This is a genomic window from Streptomyces sp. NPDC031466 (assembly GCF_055581265.1).
On record NZ_JBVIJT010000006.1, the window covers coordinates 143,405 to 157,389 of the forward strand.

Below are 13,985 nucleotides of genomic sequence, written 5' to 3' on the forward strand. Positions count from 1 at the left end.
GTATCCGCCGACAGGGCCTTCCAACCGTCCAACCCCCCGATGTGTGGGGGGTTTCCCCCAGGGTGCGTCCGGTGCCCGCCGTCGCTGTCCGGTGACGACGGGCACGGCCGAGTGGGTGCGGGCTCAGCGGTTCTTGACCCCCGCGACGAACGCGGACCAGGTCGCTTCGCGGAACGCGAGGGTCGGGCCGGGGTTCTTGGAGTCCCGGACAGGGACGATCCCCGGGTGCCCGTCGGCGACCTCCAGGCAGTCGGCACCGCTGCCGCCGCTGTAGCTGGACTTGCGCCAGGTGGCGACCTCCAGGCAGTTCCCGCCGCTGGCGTCGCTGTGGCTCGACCTTTGCCAGGTCGCCGTCTTCAGGTCGTACGTGCGGTTGGTGTGCTCCATGCTCGTCATCCCGTTGACTCGATGAGTGGGGGTGCGGGCTCAGATACTCCTGACGCCCGTGATGAACGCGGACCAGGTGGCGGTGCGGAACGTGAGGTGGGGGCCTGCGGGGTTCTTGGAGTCACGGACCGGGACGATCTCCGGCTGTCCGTCAGCCACTTCCAGGCAGTTTCCGCCTTCGCCGCCGCTGTAGCTGGACTTGCGCCAGGTGGCGACCTCCAGGCAGTCGCCGCCACTGCCGCCGCTGTAGCTGGACTTGTGCCAAATTGCGGTGCTCAGGTCGTACTCGTACCTACGGGTGTTGTTCTCCATGCTCGTAATCCTGCGCCACTGACTCGATCAGGGCCAGAGAATCGTTCGGGGAGAGTGCCGATGCCTGGAGGAGGTTGAACATCATGGTATGCCGCGTGACTGTGGCCGGGTCATCGATGAGCTTGCCCATGCTCGGTCCTTCGACGAAGGAAAGCGGTGGCGCGTCTTCGAACTCCATCAGCTTCACGTGGCCTTCCATCGCCGCGTGGGCGCCCGCGCTGAACGGCAGTACCTGCACGATGATGCGGCGCTCACGCCCGAGGGCGGCTACGTGGCGCAGTGCCTCGGCCATCACCGCGCCACTGACGACTCCCCGGCGGAGTGCCGACTCGTCAAGCACCACCCAGAACAACGGGGTTGTTGGGTCGTCAAGAATTCGTGCTCGTTCGAGTCGTGCGGTGACGTGGGAGTCGATCGTTTCCTGCGTCGCCGTCGGCTGGAAGGCGCGGATCACCCCTTCCGCGTACGCCTTCGTCTGAAGCAACCCAGGGATCAGCAAGGTCGTGTACTGCCTGATGGCCGTCGCGACGGCCTCCGCCTCTGCCGCCTCCGCGAAGTGATCGGGGTACTTGGACTTGCCGACGACCTCGCAGTTGCGCGTGAAGAAGCCGTCCGTGGCCAGCACGGCGTCGAAGTGGCGCGCGTACTCCAGGTGCATGCGCCGCGTCCCCGCCTCCAGCTGGCCGATGAACGAACCGCTGACGAACAGCGGCGCCCCCAGCGACTCCTGGCTGAGGCCGGCCCGCTCGCGGGCGTGGCGCAGCTCGCAGCCGAGGAACGCCCGGGGGTTGGAGGAGGGGTCGAGATTCTTGGGGCGGGTCATGGCGGGCAACTCCTCGGCTGGACACGGGGGGTTGTTGGGTCTGCGGTGCTTTTCAGGCTACGCACATGCGGCCACTCTGGGTGAGGCAACGGCAACACTCAGTGCGAAAGGCAAGGTTCATGGCACTCACGGCGGAGGAAAGGTTGCGGGCGGCGGAGGACGCCGTACGGCAGTTGAAGGCGGCCCTCGGAGAGGTCGGCGTCACGCTGCCGTCGCTGCGGATGGACCCGCTGAGCGCGGCCGACAAGGGCGCGCTGCCGCTGGTGGAGCTGGGGCGCTGCAACCTCGACACCGCGCTGCGGCTGGTGGCGGTCCTGGAGGGGGCGCGATGAACGCGGAGGACCCGGACGTGCCGGAGACGGGGACGTACGCCGTGGACTTCCGGGACGGCAGCGTCGGCGAGGTGATGGGCTGCGAGGGCGGCCTGGTGCAGCTCAGGCCGATCGGCGGCGGCCGGGAGTGGGACTGCCCGCCGGCGTCGGTGGGGGAGGCGCCGTCGGCGGAGGTGCTGCGGCTGCGGGTGCGGAAGCTGAACCGGCAGGCCCAGGAACGGCCGCAGTGAGCGCTTCACCGCCTCGGACGCTCGTTCGTGGGACGCTGGGAGCGAGCGGCCAACGGCCGCAGACTCATCGATCCACGCTCACGCGCCGCAGGCCTCATGAGGAGGGACCCCTGATGACCGCAGCACCGGCCGAGCACGACACGGCTCCTGACCGCCGGTCGTGGGACCGACTGCTCCAGGCGTGGCGTGAGCTGGACGTGCCGGAGGGCTGGCGCGCCGAGATCGATGAAGGGCAGATTGTTTTGGTACCGCCGCCGCACAGGCATCACAACGGAATCGCGGCCCTGCTGCACCGGGCGTTGTACGGGGTGATCCCGGACGGCCTGGAGGTCTACCAGACCCTCGGCGTCCACATCACCGCCCTGGACAAGCTGTACGTCCCGGATCTGGTGCTCGCCCCGCGCGAGATGGTCGACGCCGCCGACCCGGAGAGCAACGATCCGCTGGACGCCGCGGAATGCCTGCTCGTCGTGGAGATCACCTCGCGGAGCAACGCCAAGGACGACCGCACCAAGAAACTGTGGGCCTACGCGCACGCCCCGGTGCCCGTCTACCTCCTCGTGGACCGCTTCGACGAGCACGGTCCGACCGCCACGCTCTTCACCGGCCCGCAGAGCGGGGCGTACAAGCACGCCGAGCGGGTGTCGTTCGGGGAGCTGCTCGGGCTGCCGGAACCGTTCGCGGCGACCGTCGACACGGCGGGCTTCCCCGGCTGAGCCCAGGCCCGCCGGGGAACTCGCGCGGTCAGGCGCCGCGGGCCAGGTCCAGGGCGGCGCGGAGCCGGCCGTCGGTGGCGCGCAGGAGTTCAGCGGCCCGGGGGCCGTCGACGCCGCCGAGGAGGGTGAGGATGGCGTCCTTCACCTCGCCGTCCGTCGCGGCCAGGGCGGCCTCGATGTCCTCGTCACCGGCGCCGGTGGCGAGGGCGACGATCCGGCGGGAGCGGGCGCGCAGCTTCTCGTTCGAGGCGCGTACGTCCACCATGAGGTTCCCGTACGTCTTGCCGAGGCGGATCATCGTGATCGTCGACAGCATGTTCAGGACGAGCTTCTGCGCCGTACCCGCCTTCAGGCGGGTGGAGCCGGTCAGGAGCTCGGGGCCCACGACGACCTCGATGCCGTGGTCGGCGGCGGCCGCGAGCGCGCTGTCCGCGTTGCAGGACAGGCCGATGGTCAGCGCGCCGTACCGCTTCCGGGCGTGCGTGACGGCGCCGATCGCGTACGGGGTGCGGCCCGACGCCGAGATGCCGACCACCACGTCGTCCGCCGTCAGCTTCAGGCCGTCCAGGTCCTCGGCGGCCAGCTCCCCCCGGTCCTCCGCGCCCTCCACCGCCCGGATCAGCGCGCTCGGCCCGCCCGCGATGAGGCCGACGACCTCGCCCGGGTCGGTGTTGAAGGTGGGCGGGCACTCGGAGGCGTCCAGGACGCCGAGGCGGCCCGCCGTGCCCGCGCCCGCGTAGACCAGGCGTCCGCCCCGGGCCATCCGCTCGGCGGTGGCGTCGATCGCGGCGGCGATGGCGGGCAGCCGCTCGGCGACGGCCGCGGGCACGGAGGCGTCCTCGCCGTTCATGATCCGCGCGATCTCCAGGGTGTCCAGCCGGTCGATGTCGGACAGCTCGGGCCGGAACGCCTCGGTGGTGAGGGTGGCGAGCTGGGCGCGCAGCTCTCCGTAGTCTTCGGTCGAGGTCATGGTGGTGGTCACAGCTCTCTCGTCTGCGGGGCGGTGGGGGGTCGGCGGGGCGGCGGGTCGGTGGGGCGCTGCGGAAGCCCGGTTCAGCGGCTGCCGCTGGCGCCGCCGCGCGGGCTGTGGCGGTGCGCGAGCGCTTCGTAGGAGGCCGCGAGCGCGGGCGCCGCCGTCTCGTACGTACGCTGGGCGACGCCCACGAATAGGCAGTCCACGACGAGCAGTTGACTCGTGCGGGACGACATGGCGGCCGGCCGCAGCTCGCTCTCGCGGGCCGTGGACGTGGTCAGTATGTGATCGGCGTACTGCGAGACGGCCCCGTCGGGGCGGCCGGTGATCGCGATCGTGGTGGCGCCGTGCTCGAAGGCGACCCGCAGCGGCTCGATGACGTCGCCCGTCGAACCGGAGTGCGTGATCGCGACGGCCACGTCCTTGGCGCGCAGCGTCACGGCGGTGGTGACCGCCAGGTGCGGGTCGGAGTGCGCGTGCGCGATGTGGCCGATGCGCAGCAGCTTCTGCGCCAGGTCCTGGGCGACCAGGCCGGAGGCGGCGACGCCGTAGACCTCCACGCGCCGCGCGGTCGCCAGCGCGGCCACGGCGGCGCCGAGCTGCACGGTGTCCAGCGCGGCGGCCGTGTCGGCGAGGGTCTGCTGCTCGTCGTGGGCCAGCTTGGCGACGACGTCCGCGATGGGGTCGTCGACGGCGATGTCCGCGGTGACGGCGGGCGCCCGGCCGGACTGCTGCTGGGCGGCCAGGCCCGCGAGGGCGAGGCGCAGGTCGCGGTAGCCGGGGTAGCCGAGGAGGCGGGCGGTGCGGACCACCGTCGCCTCGCTGGTGCCGGTGAGTTCGGCGAGGCCGGTGACGGTGAGGGCGGCGCAGCCGGCGGGGTCGCCGGCGACGGCCTCGGCGACCCGCTGCATGGAGCGGGTCATCGACGGGGCGAGGGTGCGGACCTTGGCCGCGAGGGCGGCGGGGGCCGGGGGTGCGGAGCCCGCGAAAATTTCCTTCACGTCATGGGTCACCTCTGAAAGGTATTTTCAGGCCGGGGCCGGGTCAAGGTCTCGGCCACGCCCCATGCCCGGTGGCCCGGGGGAACGGGGCGTGTGGGGTGACAATGGCTCCATGGACACGATCGACCCCCTGGAGCAGGCACTGCACGCCGCCCGCGCGCTCGTCCTCGCCGACCTCGTCGCCCGCGAGGTCGCCGAGGCCGAGGTCGTCTCGCTCGTCGAGGAGTCGGTGGCACACCGCCGCTGGTGGGTCGAGCAGTGGCCCGAAGGCATCGACTACGTCGCCGGGCTCGTCGCCCAGGACGTACAGGACGCGCTCCTGGAGCGGTACGGGCGCTGGCCGCTGTGCTCGGTCTGCGGCTCGGGCGACCCGCACGCCCTGGACGTGGAACCGGAACTGGGCCCCGACCCGCACTGGGTGTGCGGCAAGGCGGGCGTGGTGGTGGCGCCCGTGGGGAAACTGACGTGACCCTCTACATCGACCCGCCGACCTGGCCCGGCCACGGCCGCATGTGGTCCCACCTGGTCAGCGACGTCTCGTACGAGGAGCTGCACGCGTTCGCGGCGTCCATCGGCGCCCCGCCGCGCGCCTTCGAACGCGACCACTACGACATCCCCGCGCACCGGTACGAGGACGCGGTGCGGGCGGGCGCGGTCGAGATCGGCTCCAAGGAACTGGTGCGCAGGCTCACGGAGGCGGGGCTGCGCAGACCCAAGGGGCGTCCGGCTCCGGGCGACCCCGGCCCGGCGGCGCCACCAGCGGCCCCTTCCGCGTGAGGGACTCCGGGGCGAACCATCCCTGTGCCTCGTGCCGCAGGCCCAGCTCCGTGGCCGACAGTGCCACGTCGTGGAACGGCATCGACAGGTGCACCGCGATCGAGGCGAGGGTGGCGAGGGGGACACGGGCCTCGGGCCGCCGCCAGTCGGATGCGGCGAGCGGCACGGGGCTCAGCGCCCCGAGCAGCACGTGCCCCGCCTCGCGCTCGCCGTACCAGTCCTGCGACGGCTCGGTCACCTCGTAGCCCAGCCCCGTCAGGTGGTGGGCCAGGGCGGACGTGTCCGGAGTCGCGAGGCCCTGCCCGTCGAGGTGCCCGTACGGCATCCCGGCGTGGAGCGCGGCGGCGAGGAGTTCGGCAGGACGGACGGGGTGGGCCGGGTCGGGGAACACGTCCTGGCGGATCACCTGGGCGTCCCGGTTCTGCAGCCGGGCCAGCACGTGGGCGTCCAGCTCGCACTCATAGCCCAGCGCGGCCAAGCGGGCCACGGCCGCCCTCGGTGTGATGTCGGCGGTGACGGCTCTCTCCGCGACCACGGCCAGGGAGAGCGGACGGTCCTCGTCGAACCGGTGGTACGACACCCCGAGGCCCAGGAAGGCGATGTCCTCGGCCGACGGCAACTCCTCCTCGGCGTCCGGCACCTCGGCCACCTCGTACCCCAGCGCGCGCAGCCGGGCCGCCGCGTCGTGCGGGGACTGGCCCGAACGCCGGGCGACCGCCGTCACGTACCGCAGCGGCACGGGACGGTCGACCTCGGGCTTGGTGGAGTCGTGGCCCAGCAGGGCGTGGTCGTCGTCGGTGAGGGCGGGAACCATCGACGCGGCGTCCGGGACGACGAAGCCGAGCCCCTGGAGAATGCGGGTGATCCCGGTCAAGGCCATCCCGGTGGTGTAGGCGACGTCCGCCAACTGCGCGGGCAGCAGGACGTGGGCGGTGTCCGGGGGCGGCGGCTCGGCGAAGCCGTCCCACAGCCGGTCGACGACGTTGTGTTCCTCCTCGGTCCACGAGGTCCGCTCCGGGGGTCCGTCCGGCACGTCGAACCCCAGCTCGCGCAGCCGCCGGGCCGCGTCGGGCGCCGGACGGTCGGCGAGGACGGCGCTGACGCAGATCTGCGCCGTGTGCAGCGCGGCGCCCGGCGCCAGCCAGCCGGTGAGGTCACCGAGCGGGCGCAGCAGCGGCACGTCCTCGGGGGTCACGCCCGCCGTGCCGCCCAGCGGGGCCGTGCGGTAGCCGAGCGCGGTCAGCCGCTCCACGATCTCGACGGCCCCCAGGCCGGTGGACCTGACCGCCTGGAACACCGCCGGCGGGTCGATCTCCTCGGCCGGGTCCCGCCAGGGGAAGAGCGCGCCGAGACTGACGAGACCGGTTTCGATGAGGGCGCGTGAGGGCTGGTCCGACAGCAGGACGCCGTCCGGGCCGTCCAGCCAGAGCGTGAACCCGAGGTCCCAGCGTGGGAAGTCCTCCTCGGTGAGCCGGGTCAGCAGCGTCAGGTCGGAGGGACGCGCGCAGAGCGGCGCGCCCGGCTCACGCTCCTTCTCGGTGAGCGGCACGCCGAGCCCGGCGCGGTACAGGGCCAGCAGGCGCCAGCGCAGCACCGGCTCCGGCAAGTTGGTGAGGAAGGACGCCGCGTGGTGCCGCTGCTCCGCCGGATAGCGGCCGGTGACCAGGGGCAGCAGCGTCTCGTCCGGCGGGAAGAACCCGATCCGGCTGAACGGCACCACCACGTCCCCGAGCTGCCACGGGGCGTCGGTGAGCCGGGCCTGCTCGGCGATGTGGTCCGCGAGAGGGAGGACCGACGAACTGACGCCGGACAGCCACTTGGCCGTGGGCAGCGGCCCCTCGGCGGTGAGGAGGCCGGGCACGGCGGCCTTCGCCCGCTCGATCGCGTGTGCCCGGTCGTAGGAGCGGATGCGCCGGCGGTCGACGCTCAGTTCGGGGCGCCGGCGCCCGTGCAGATTCAGCAGGATGCCGTACGGCACCATGGGGCCGCCCCCACCCGCGTACAACCCGTCCGCGAGGACGTAACCGCGGCGGTCCACCCACCACAGGTCCGGGTCGTCGGAGGGGTGGCCCTCCGTGTCGCCCGGGGTGAACCCGCCGTGCCGCTCCAAGCCGCTCGGCGACAGTTCTCCCGGCAGCCACTCGTGACGCCGCGAGCCGTGCTCCGCCGTCGTGCGGTACGGCGCCACCCACAGCGTCCGCTGGAGCGCCTCCACGCACGACACGGGCGTCTCGTGCCGGGTGAGCAGCAGCTTCACCGAGGTGCCCGAGGCCGTACCGGGGCCCAGGTCCTCGACCCGGAAGAGGTTGCCGGGGCCGGCGATCGTCACCCGGAGCAGGTGTCCGGGGCGGCCGTCCCGGCCCAGGCGGCAGGTGAGGACGACGATCTCGTCGGCCAGCATGAAATAGCTCAGGACCCCGATCCCGAAGCGGGAGTTGGGGTGCAGCTCGATCCTCGGTTCGGGCAGCTCCGCCCACAAGGCCTGTTCCTCGATGTACTCGGGCAGGTCCACGAAGCGGGCGCCTCCCTGGGAGAAGACGTTGCTCAGCTCGTCGATGCCCATGCCGATGCCGTTGTCGCGGCACTCCAGATAGGGGCGCCCCTTGTCGTCGATGCCCTGGAAGAAGTCGATCCGCCTCTCCCCGGCGTCGACCCGGTGCCCGGTGCGCCGCAGGTACTGGATGCGGCAGTCGCTGTAGCGGACGGCGTCCAGCGCGTTCTGGTACAGCTCGCGCACTGCCAGCTCACGTTCGCCGTACAGCTCCTCGCCCATGAGGAGTTCCTGGACGCGGTCCTCGGCGAGCTGGAAGCGGATGCCGTCCGAGAGCTGGTCGGGGGTGTTCTCGCTGAGCCGCACCCGAGAGCCGTCCGCGTACGGCGGCAGACCGCTCAGCGGGGTCAGCGCCGGACTCTTCGCGCCGTTGATGTCCCGCAGCAGGCCGTCCACCCGGGCGGCGTGCTCGCGCAGGGCGATCTGCACCGCCGGGTGCCCGCACACCGCGTTCAGGGAGCGGCCCATGCCCGACGTGCGCCAGTCCGAGCCGCGCACCGTGGCCACCAGCTCGGCGAGGTCGACACTGTCCGAGATGCCGAGGTGCTCCACGACGATCTCCGGCAGGTCCACGGGGTCCACCGCCATCGCGTACGCGGCCTTGGTAAGCGCCGCGACCAGCGGCTCGCGCACCTCGTGGTCGTCGCCGGTGCTCGCGGCGACCTCGTCGTGGTCCCGCAGGCCGCCGCCGCGGGGCGTGGCGAAGGGCGCCGCTCGATGTTCCTGGAGGAAGCGCATCAGACGGTTCTCCGAGAGGGCCTGCGCCACCCACCCCGGATGGTCCGAACCGTCCGCGGAACTCTCGGCGGGCGCCTGCGGTGAACCTTCGAGAAGCTCCTTCAACGACGCCGCGGAGTACACCGAAGGCTGCTGGATCAGCCAGCGGTGGAAGAGCCACCACCGGATCCGCGCCAGCGAGCCGTCGGTGGACTTGGCCTGCTCCAGGGCGCGCAGCCTGCGCCTGACGCGCGGAAAGCCCTGGGTGAAGTTCTCGAAGCGGTCCCGGTCGGGTCCCGTTACCGCCTTCGCGTCGGCGAGGACACCGGCGTGCCGGTTCGCCTCCTGCGCCCAGAAGGCCTGCTCGACCAGCGGCAGCAGTACGGCGAGTGCGGCCTCGGACGGCGAGAGCTGCACGTCGTCGGCGAGCCGGCGGGCCAGGAAGCCGAGCCGGCCGTGGGCGCGCAGCGCCAGTTCCGCGTCGTGCCACGGGTCCTCGCGCAGCGCCGGCGCCGCCGCCTCGTAACCGGCGGCGAGCCGCCCCGCGAGGGTGACGCACAGTTCGTGGAGGGTGTCGCGGACCGGGCCCGGCCGGGTGCGCTGCCACACCGGATGCTTGCGGACGGAGCGGATCCAGGGGTGCGCCTCGATGTGCCGGTCGGGGCCCGGGAGCAGCGGGAAGTCCCGCTCGCCGGGATCCAGTTCGCAGATCACCTTCAGTTGCTGCGGGTCGCGGCCCGGCTTGTACGCGCGGTGCAGCGTCTCGACCCGGCGCTGCGTCTGTTCGGAGAACTCCCCCAGCCGCATCGCGTGCGGGTGGCGTGCGATGACGTCCGCCGCGGCACGTGAGAAGAGGCTGAACGACTCGCCCGGCGGGATGTCGGTGACCGTGCCGGGCGCCGCGGTGTCCGACTCGCGGACGAACAGGGCCTGCTGGGCCGCCGAACAGGCGTAGACGTAGGCGACCTTGCGGCGCAGCGTGTCGCGGACCTTGCGCCGGGACCAGCGCCGGATGCCGGGCGGGTCGCCCTTGGTGTCCCGCTGGACGCCCTCGCGGCACGCGTCGACCAGGAAGACGACGTGGCCCGCGCGGGACTCCTCCAGCTCCTTGCGCCAGCCGATCTCGACGCAGCTGTCGGAGAACGGCTCGACGTCGAACGTGGCGTCCTCCGGGATCAGGAAGTCCTTGCCGTCGAAGTGGTGGCCGTGCCCGCTGAGCAGGATCAGCAACGTGTCGTCCGCCCTGGCGTCCCGCAGGAAGCCGCGGACCTGGGCGTGGATGACGCTCGGGATGATGCCCCGCTTGTTCTCGACGATCTCCACCGACGCGAAGCCGCGGTCGGTGAGGACGTCGCGCATCCGCACCAGGTCGTCCTGGATGAAGGGAAGATGGTCGATCAGCGGATCGTCGTACTCGCTCGCCCCGATGAGCAGGGCCTTGTGCTGGGGCACGGCCGCGGCCTCAGGCGGTGGGACGCTTGAACGTAAGGGTCAGGCCTCGCGTGCCCTGCACCTGGCCGGTGCCGATGAGCTGGATGGCACCGCTCGCGGTGACCTGGAAGGACAACTGGGCCTCCGCCAGCGGCAGGGTGCCCTGGCGCGCGGAGATGTCCGCGAAGACCTGCTGGAGGGCATCGACGGTCTCCGCGAGGTTCTTGCGGAGCGGGCCGAGCGGGACGGAGCGCAGCACCGCGTCGCCGTCCCGGCCGAACAGGCCCATCGAATCGGCGTCGGCCGGGTCGTCCTCGTCCGTGGCGGCCACCCAGAAGGGCAGGGACCGGCCTTCGACGCGGTCCACCGCGTCTGCTCCGTCGGTCTCGTTCATCGCGTCCCCTGACCCGTGTGCCGCCCGCCGCCGACGCGGGTGGATCTCGGGCCAACTCTAGTTCCGGCAGGCGCCCTTGGTGGTGTCCTCGGCCGGATCGGGGGAGGTGGGCACGGCGGTGGCGGACGCGGTGACCACACGGCTCGGGGTCCTGCGGTGCAGGCGCAGCGACACCACGACCGCCGCGATGGCGACCGCCGTCATCGCGGCGCCCGCCCATGCCGTGGCCGCGTAGCCGAAGTCGAGGTCGATGACCGTGCCGCCGAGCCAGGGGCCGCCCGTGTTGCCGAGGTTGAACGCGGCCGTCGCCGTCGCGCCGGCCAGGGTGGGGGCGGCGCCCGCGACGTCGAACATACGGGCGTTCAGCGCGGGGGCCGTGTAGAAGGAGGAGACCCCGAGGAGGAACGACAGGGTGATCGCGGCGGCCGGGGTCGCGGCGAACAGGGCCAGCGAGGCGAGGAAGACCGTGGACGCGGCGATGCCGCTGAGCAGCACCCCGAAGAGGTGGGCGTCCGCGACCCGGCCGCCGATCGCCGTACCGACCAGGGCGCCCGCGCCGAAGAGGCCGAGGACCGTCGGGACCCAGCCCTCGGACAGGCCCGCCACATCCGTCAGGAGCGGCGAGAGGTAGGAGAACGCGCAGAAGACGCCGCCCGCCGCGAGCGCCGTGACCGTGATGGACAGCCAGACCTGGCGGTCGGCGTAGATCGACGCCTCCTTCCGCAGCCGCGGCCGCTCGGCGGCGAGCGGGATGCGGGGGATGAGCGCCAGGACACCGACGAGGGCGACCGCCGAGGCCGCGCCGACCGCCCAGAACGCCGAGCGCCAGCCGAAGTGCTCACCGAGGAAGGCGCCTGCCGGGACGCCCAGCACGTTCGCGATGGACAGGCCGCCGATCATCACCGACATCGCGCGGGCACGCTGGCCGAAGTCGACCATCGCGACGGCCACGGCGGCGCCGACCGCCCAGAACCCGGCGCAGGCCAGCGCGCTGAGCACGCGGGACGCGAAGAGGATCTCGTACGAGGGTGCCAGGGCGCCGGCGACCTGGCCGAGGCCGAAGACGCTGATCAGCGCGATGAGGGTCGTGCGGCGCGGCAGCCGCAGGGTCGCCGCGGCGAGCAGGGGCGCGCCGATGACCATGCCGATCGCGAAGGCCGAGATGAGCAGGCCCGCGCGGGGGATGGAGACGTCCATGTCGTCGGCGATGGGGGGCAGCAGGCCGGAGAGCATGAACTCGCTGGTGCCGAGCGCGAACACGGCGAGGCCGAGCATGTACACGGCTATGGGCATCCGAGCGGCGCGGGGCGGAGCGGAGAGCGGCGGCATGACTGGCGAGAACACCGGGACGGCGCGGAGCATTCCCCGCCGGGCCGCGAGCGGCGCGGGGCATTCCCCGCCGGGCCGCCGAGGCGCCGCCCGGCTCCGGCGCCCCGGGGGCACCGCCGACGTCCGGGTCAGGGGCGGCGCAGTTCGTACGCCCGGTGGGGGGTGCGGTCCGGGAGGCGGGTGAAGCCGGCGCGGGTGAGGACCGACTGGGAGGGGGTGTTGTCGGCGTCCGTCAGGGCCATGATGACGGTGATCTCGGGGTGGGTCAGGGCCCACTGCGTGAGGGCCCGCAGGGCGGTCGTGGCGTAGCCGTTGCCCCGGGCCGCCTCCACCAGGTCGTAGCCGACCTCCACGCGCCCCTCGTCGTCCGGTGGCCCGTGGAACCCCATCGCGCCGACGGCCCGTTCGTCCTCCGTGCGGACCAGGGCGTACATCCCCCACTCGGGCCGGTGCAGCCCCTCGACGTAACCCTGCGCCAGCTTCCCGGCGCCGACCCGCGTCCCTTCCATCGGGCCGCCTTCGATCCAGGTCAGCCCGCCCGTGCCGCCCGCGGCGAGGTCCGTGGCCGCCGCCGGTGTCACCTCGCGCAGCGCCAGCTCCCCGGCGGGCAGCGAGCGGGCGTTGTGCCAGCGCCAGTGCGTGAGCGGTGCGCGTCCCGGCAGCTCGCCGCGGCCCGTGGCCCACAGCAGGACCTCCCACGGCGAACCCCCCGTCGGCGGCACGTGCGGGAAGAGGTGCCCGAGCACCGCCGCGCACAGCGGCGCGGGCGGCTCCGCGTCGACGCCGAGCGCGAGCGCGATGTCGTACGTGTGGAGAAGGACCTCGGCGACGCCCATCGCGGCGAAGCCCGCCGCGTCCGCGCTGCCCTGCGGGTAGGGGTGGAAGGCGCGGACGCCGCGCGGTGTCGTGCGGACCACGGAGGCGAGGATGCGGCCGGTCGCCTCGATCACCCGGATCGCGCCCTCGGGGTCGGTGTCCTCGTCCAGCGTGATCTCGAAGGGGAGGTAGGACTCGGTGGACCGGCCGGTCAACTGGGTCGCGTATCCCATGAGGGCGCCCGTGACGTGCTCCGCCGTCCCCAGACAGCTCCAGTCGAGCCCGCCCGCCTTCACCTCCCAGTCGCGGTCCGCCACCGCGCGCAGCACCCGTGTCGCGTGCGCGACGGCCTCGTCGATCCTGTCCCCACCCATGAGCAGCATGCGAGGAGCGTACGGAGTCCCGCGCGGCGGCGCCCGGCAATTTTCCGGCGCCGATTCACGGGCGCCGAGCTTCAGGCGTCGAGCAGTGCCAGTTCCGTCGTGAGGTTCTCGCGCGCCGGCGCCTCCCAGTGGGCCGCTCCGTGCGGGGTCCGGAACAGGCGGGGCAGGGCGAGGAGTTGGCGCAGGACGTCCGCCCGGCCCGCGCGGAACACCTCGTCCGGCACGAAGCCGTACTCCTCGCGGACGGCGGCGGCGTAGGCGGCGTACGCGTCCGGGGCCGCCGCCAGGATCGCCAGGTCGGCGTCGCACAGCGCCTCGCCGTTGTGGTCGCCCTCGGCGGGGTCGTGGGTGACGGTCAGGCGGACCAGGCGGGCCACCTCCGACGTCTGAGCGGGCGTCAGGCCCGCCTCGGGCAGGGCGCGTTCGGCCAGCCGGGCCGAGCGTTCCTCGTTCTCGGAGCGCTCGGGCGCGTACACCGCGTCGTGGAACCAGGCCGCGAGCCGGACCAGGTCCGGGTCCCGCGCGTGGTCCTCCAGGGTGTCGAGGTGGTCCAGGACCGCCGTGAGGTGGGCGGTCGTGTGGTAGCGGCGCTGGGGTTCGGCCCAGCGGGCGAGGAGGTCGTCGGCGAACCGGTACGGGTCGTAGACACAGCGGTCGGTGTCCTGCGCGCGCAGGAGCGTCGCCAGCCAGCGGTCGCGCAGCGCGCGGCCGCGGTTCGGGTCGTCAGCGGTCTCGTCGTGGGCCATGGGGGGGAGGGTAGCCCCTCCGTACCCGGGTATCCGGGGGCGCAGGGTGGGCTCGTCCTCGTGCGGC

15 protein-coding genes are annotated in these 13,985 nt (G+C 73.0%); 5 read left to right on the plus strand and 10 right to left on the minus strand.

Translation table 11 applies throughout. The features are described 5' to 3' along the window. Window positions 1–123 precede the first annotated feature (123 nt). Genes ACZ5GP_RS15935 through ACZ5GP_RS15945 form a run of 3 tightly spaced genes read right to left on the minus strand, consistent with a single transcriptional unit; the run spans window position 124 to window position 1,522 of the window. Complete coding sequence (locus ACZ5GP_RS15935) at window positions 124–387, minus strand: DUF397 domain-containing protein (protein ID WP_468751770.1); 264 nt, start codon at window positions 385–387, stop codon at window positions 124–126. A 39-nt stretch (window positions 388–426) separates the two neighbouring features. Further along, a complete protein-coding gene (locus ACZ5GP_RS15940; protein WP_468751399.1) occupies window positions 427–699 on the minus strand; it encodes a DUF397 domain-containing protein in 273 nt (90 codons plus the stop codon). Next, window positions 680–1,522 (minus strand): helix-turn-helix domain-containing protein, encoded by an 843-nt coding sequence (locus ACZ5GP_RS15945; protein WP_468751400.1) that lies wholly within the window; start codon window positions 1,520–1,522, stop codon window positions 680–682. Before ACZ5GP_RS15945 ends, ACZ5GP_RS15940 begins: the two co-directional genes overlap by 20 nt. Before the next feature lie 119 nt (window positions 1,523–1,641). On the opposite strand from ACZ5GP_RS15945, the gene ACZ5GP_RS15950 reads away from it, so the two are divergent. The 3 genes from ACZ5GP_RS15950 (at window position 1,642) to ACZ5GP_RS15960 (ending at window position 2,800) form a co-directional block, all read left to right on the plus strand. Continuing rightward, window positions 1,642–1,854: a hypothetical protein gene (locus tag ACZ5GP_RS15950; protein ID WP_358697075.1), complete on the plus strand. Its 213-nt coding sequence runs from the start codon at window positions 1,642–1,644 to the stop codon at window positions 1,852–1,854. Next, the gene (locus ACZ5GP_RS15955; RefSeq protein WP_468751401.1) at window positions 1,851–2,084 is read left to right on the plus strand and encodes a hypothetical protein; all 234 of its coding nucleotides are present in this window, start codon (window positions 1,851–1,853) and stop codon (window positions 2,082–2,084) included. The genes ACZ5GP_RS15950 and ACZ5GP_RS15955 overlap by 4 nt, the downstream gene beginning before the upstream one ends. Window positions 2,085–2,197: 113 nt before the next feature. Next, window positions 2,198–2,800, plus strand: a complete 603-nt coding sequence (locus ACZ5GP_RS15960; RefSeq protein ID WP_468751402.1) for a Uma2 family endonuclease — start codon at window positions 2,198–2,200, stop codon at window positions 2,798–2,800. 28 nt (window positions 2,801–2,828) lie between these two features. Here ACZ5GP_RS15960 and murQ read toward each other — a convergent pair whose 3' ends face one another. Together murQ and ACZ5GP_RS15970 are read right to left on the minus strand one after the other, a co-directional pair. After that, window positions 2,829–3,770, minus strand: coding sequence for an N-acetylmuramic acid 6-phosphate etherase (murQ, locus tag ACZ5GP_RS15965; RefSeq protein ID WP_468751403.1), 942 nt, complete (start codon window positions 3,768–3,770; stop codon window positions 2,829–2,831). Between the two features lie 83 nt (window positions 3,771–3,853). Next, the gene (locus ACZ5GP_RS15970; RefSeq protein WP_468751404.1) at window positions 3,854–4,786 is read right to left on the minus strand and encodes a MurR/RpiR family transcriptional regulator; all 933 of its coding nucleotides are present in this window, start codon (window positions 4,784–4,786) and stop codon (window positions 3,854–3,856) included. A gap of 100 nt (window positions 4,787–4,886) precedes the next feature. Between ACZ5GP_RS15970 and ACZ5GP_RS15975 the strand changes: the two genes are divergently transcribed. Together ACZ5GP_RS15975 and ACZ5GP_RS15980 are read left to right on the plus strand one after the other, a co-directional pair. Beyond that, window positions 4,887–5,243 carry a hypothetical protein gene (locus tag ACZ5GP_RS15975; RefSeq protein ID WP_358587252.1) on the plus strand — a complete coding sequence of 119 codons (357 nt, stop codon included), beginning with the start codon at window positions 4,887–4,889 and terminating at the stop codon, window positions 5,241–5,243. After that, window positions 5,240–5,551: a DUF4031 domain-containing protein gene (locus ACZ5GP_RS15980; protein WP_468751405.1), complete on the plus strand. Its 312-nt coding sequence runs from the start codon at window positions 5,240–5,242 to the stop codon at window positions 5,549–5,551. The genes ACZ5GP_RS15975 and ACZ5GP_RS15980 overlap by 4 nt, the downstream gene beginning before the upstream one ends. Here ACZ5GP_RS15980 and ACZ5GP_RS15985 read toward each other — a convergent pair. From ACZ5GP_RS15985 to ACZ5GP_RS16005, 5 genes are all read right to left on the minus strand, one after another. After that, window positions 5,463–10,271: a caspase family protein gene (locus ACZ5GP_RS15985; RefSeq protein ID WP_468751406.1), complete on the minus strand. Its 4,809-nt coding sequence runs from the start codon at window positions 10,269–10,271 to the stop codon at window positions 5,463–5,465. The two genes, ACZ5GP_RS15980 and ACZ5GP_RS15985, sit on opposite strands and share 89 nt — an antisense overlap. 10 nt (window positions 10,272–10,281) lie before the next feature. Beyond that, complete coding sequence (locus tag ACZ5GP_RS15990) at window positions 10,282–10,644, minus strand: Pepco domain-containing protein (RefSeq protein ID WP_358914106.1); 363 nt, start codon at window positions 10,642–10,644, stop codon at window positions 10,282–10,284. Window positions 10,645–10,701: 57 nt separating this feature from the next. Beyond that, a complete protein-coding gene (locus ACZ5GP_RS15995; RefSeq protein WP_468751407.1) occupies window positions 10,702–11,937 on the minus strand; it encodes a Cmx/CmrA family chloramphenicol efflux MFS transporter in 1,236 nt (411 codons plus the stop codon). A gap of 164 nt (window positions 11,938–12,101) precedes the next feature. Further along, window positions 12,102–13,172 (minus strand): GNAT family N-acetyltransferase, encoded by a 1,071-nt coding sequence (locus tag ACZ5GP_RS16000; protein WP_468751408.1) that lies wholly within the window; start codon window positions 13,170–13,172, stop codon window positions 12,102–12,104. Window positions 13,173–13,243: 71 nt separating this feature from the next. Then, window positions 13,244–13,918 (minus strand): HD domain-containing protein, encoded by a 675-nt coding sequence (locus ACZ5GP_RS16005; RefSeq protein ID WP_361088483.1) that lies wholly within the window; start codon window positions 13,916–13,918, stop codon window positions 13,244–13,246. Window positions 13,919–13,985 lie beyond the last annotated feature (67 nt).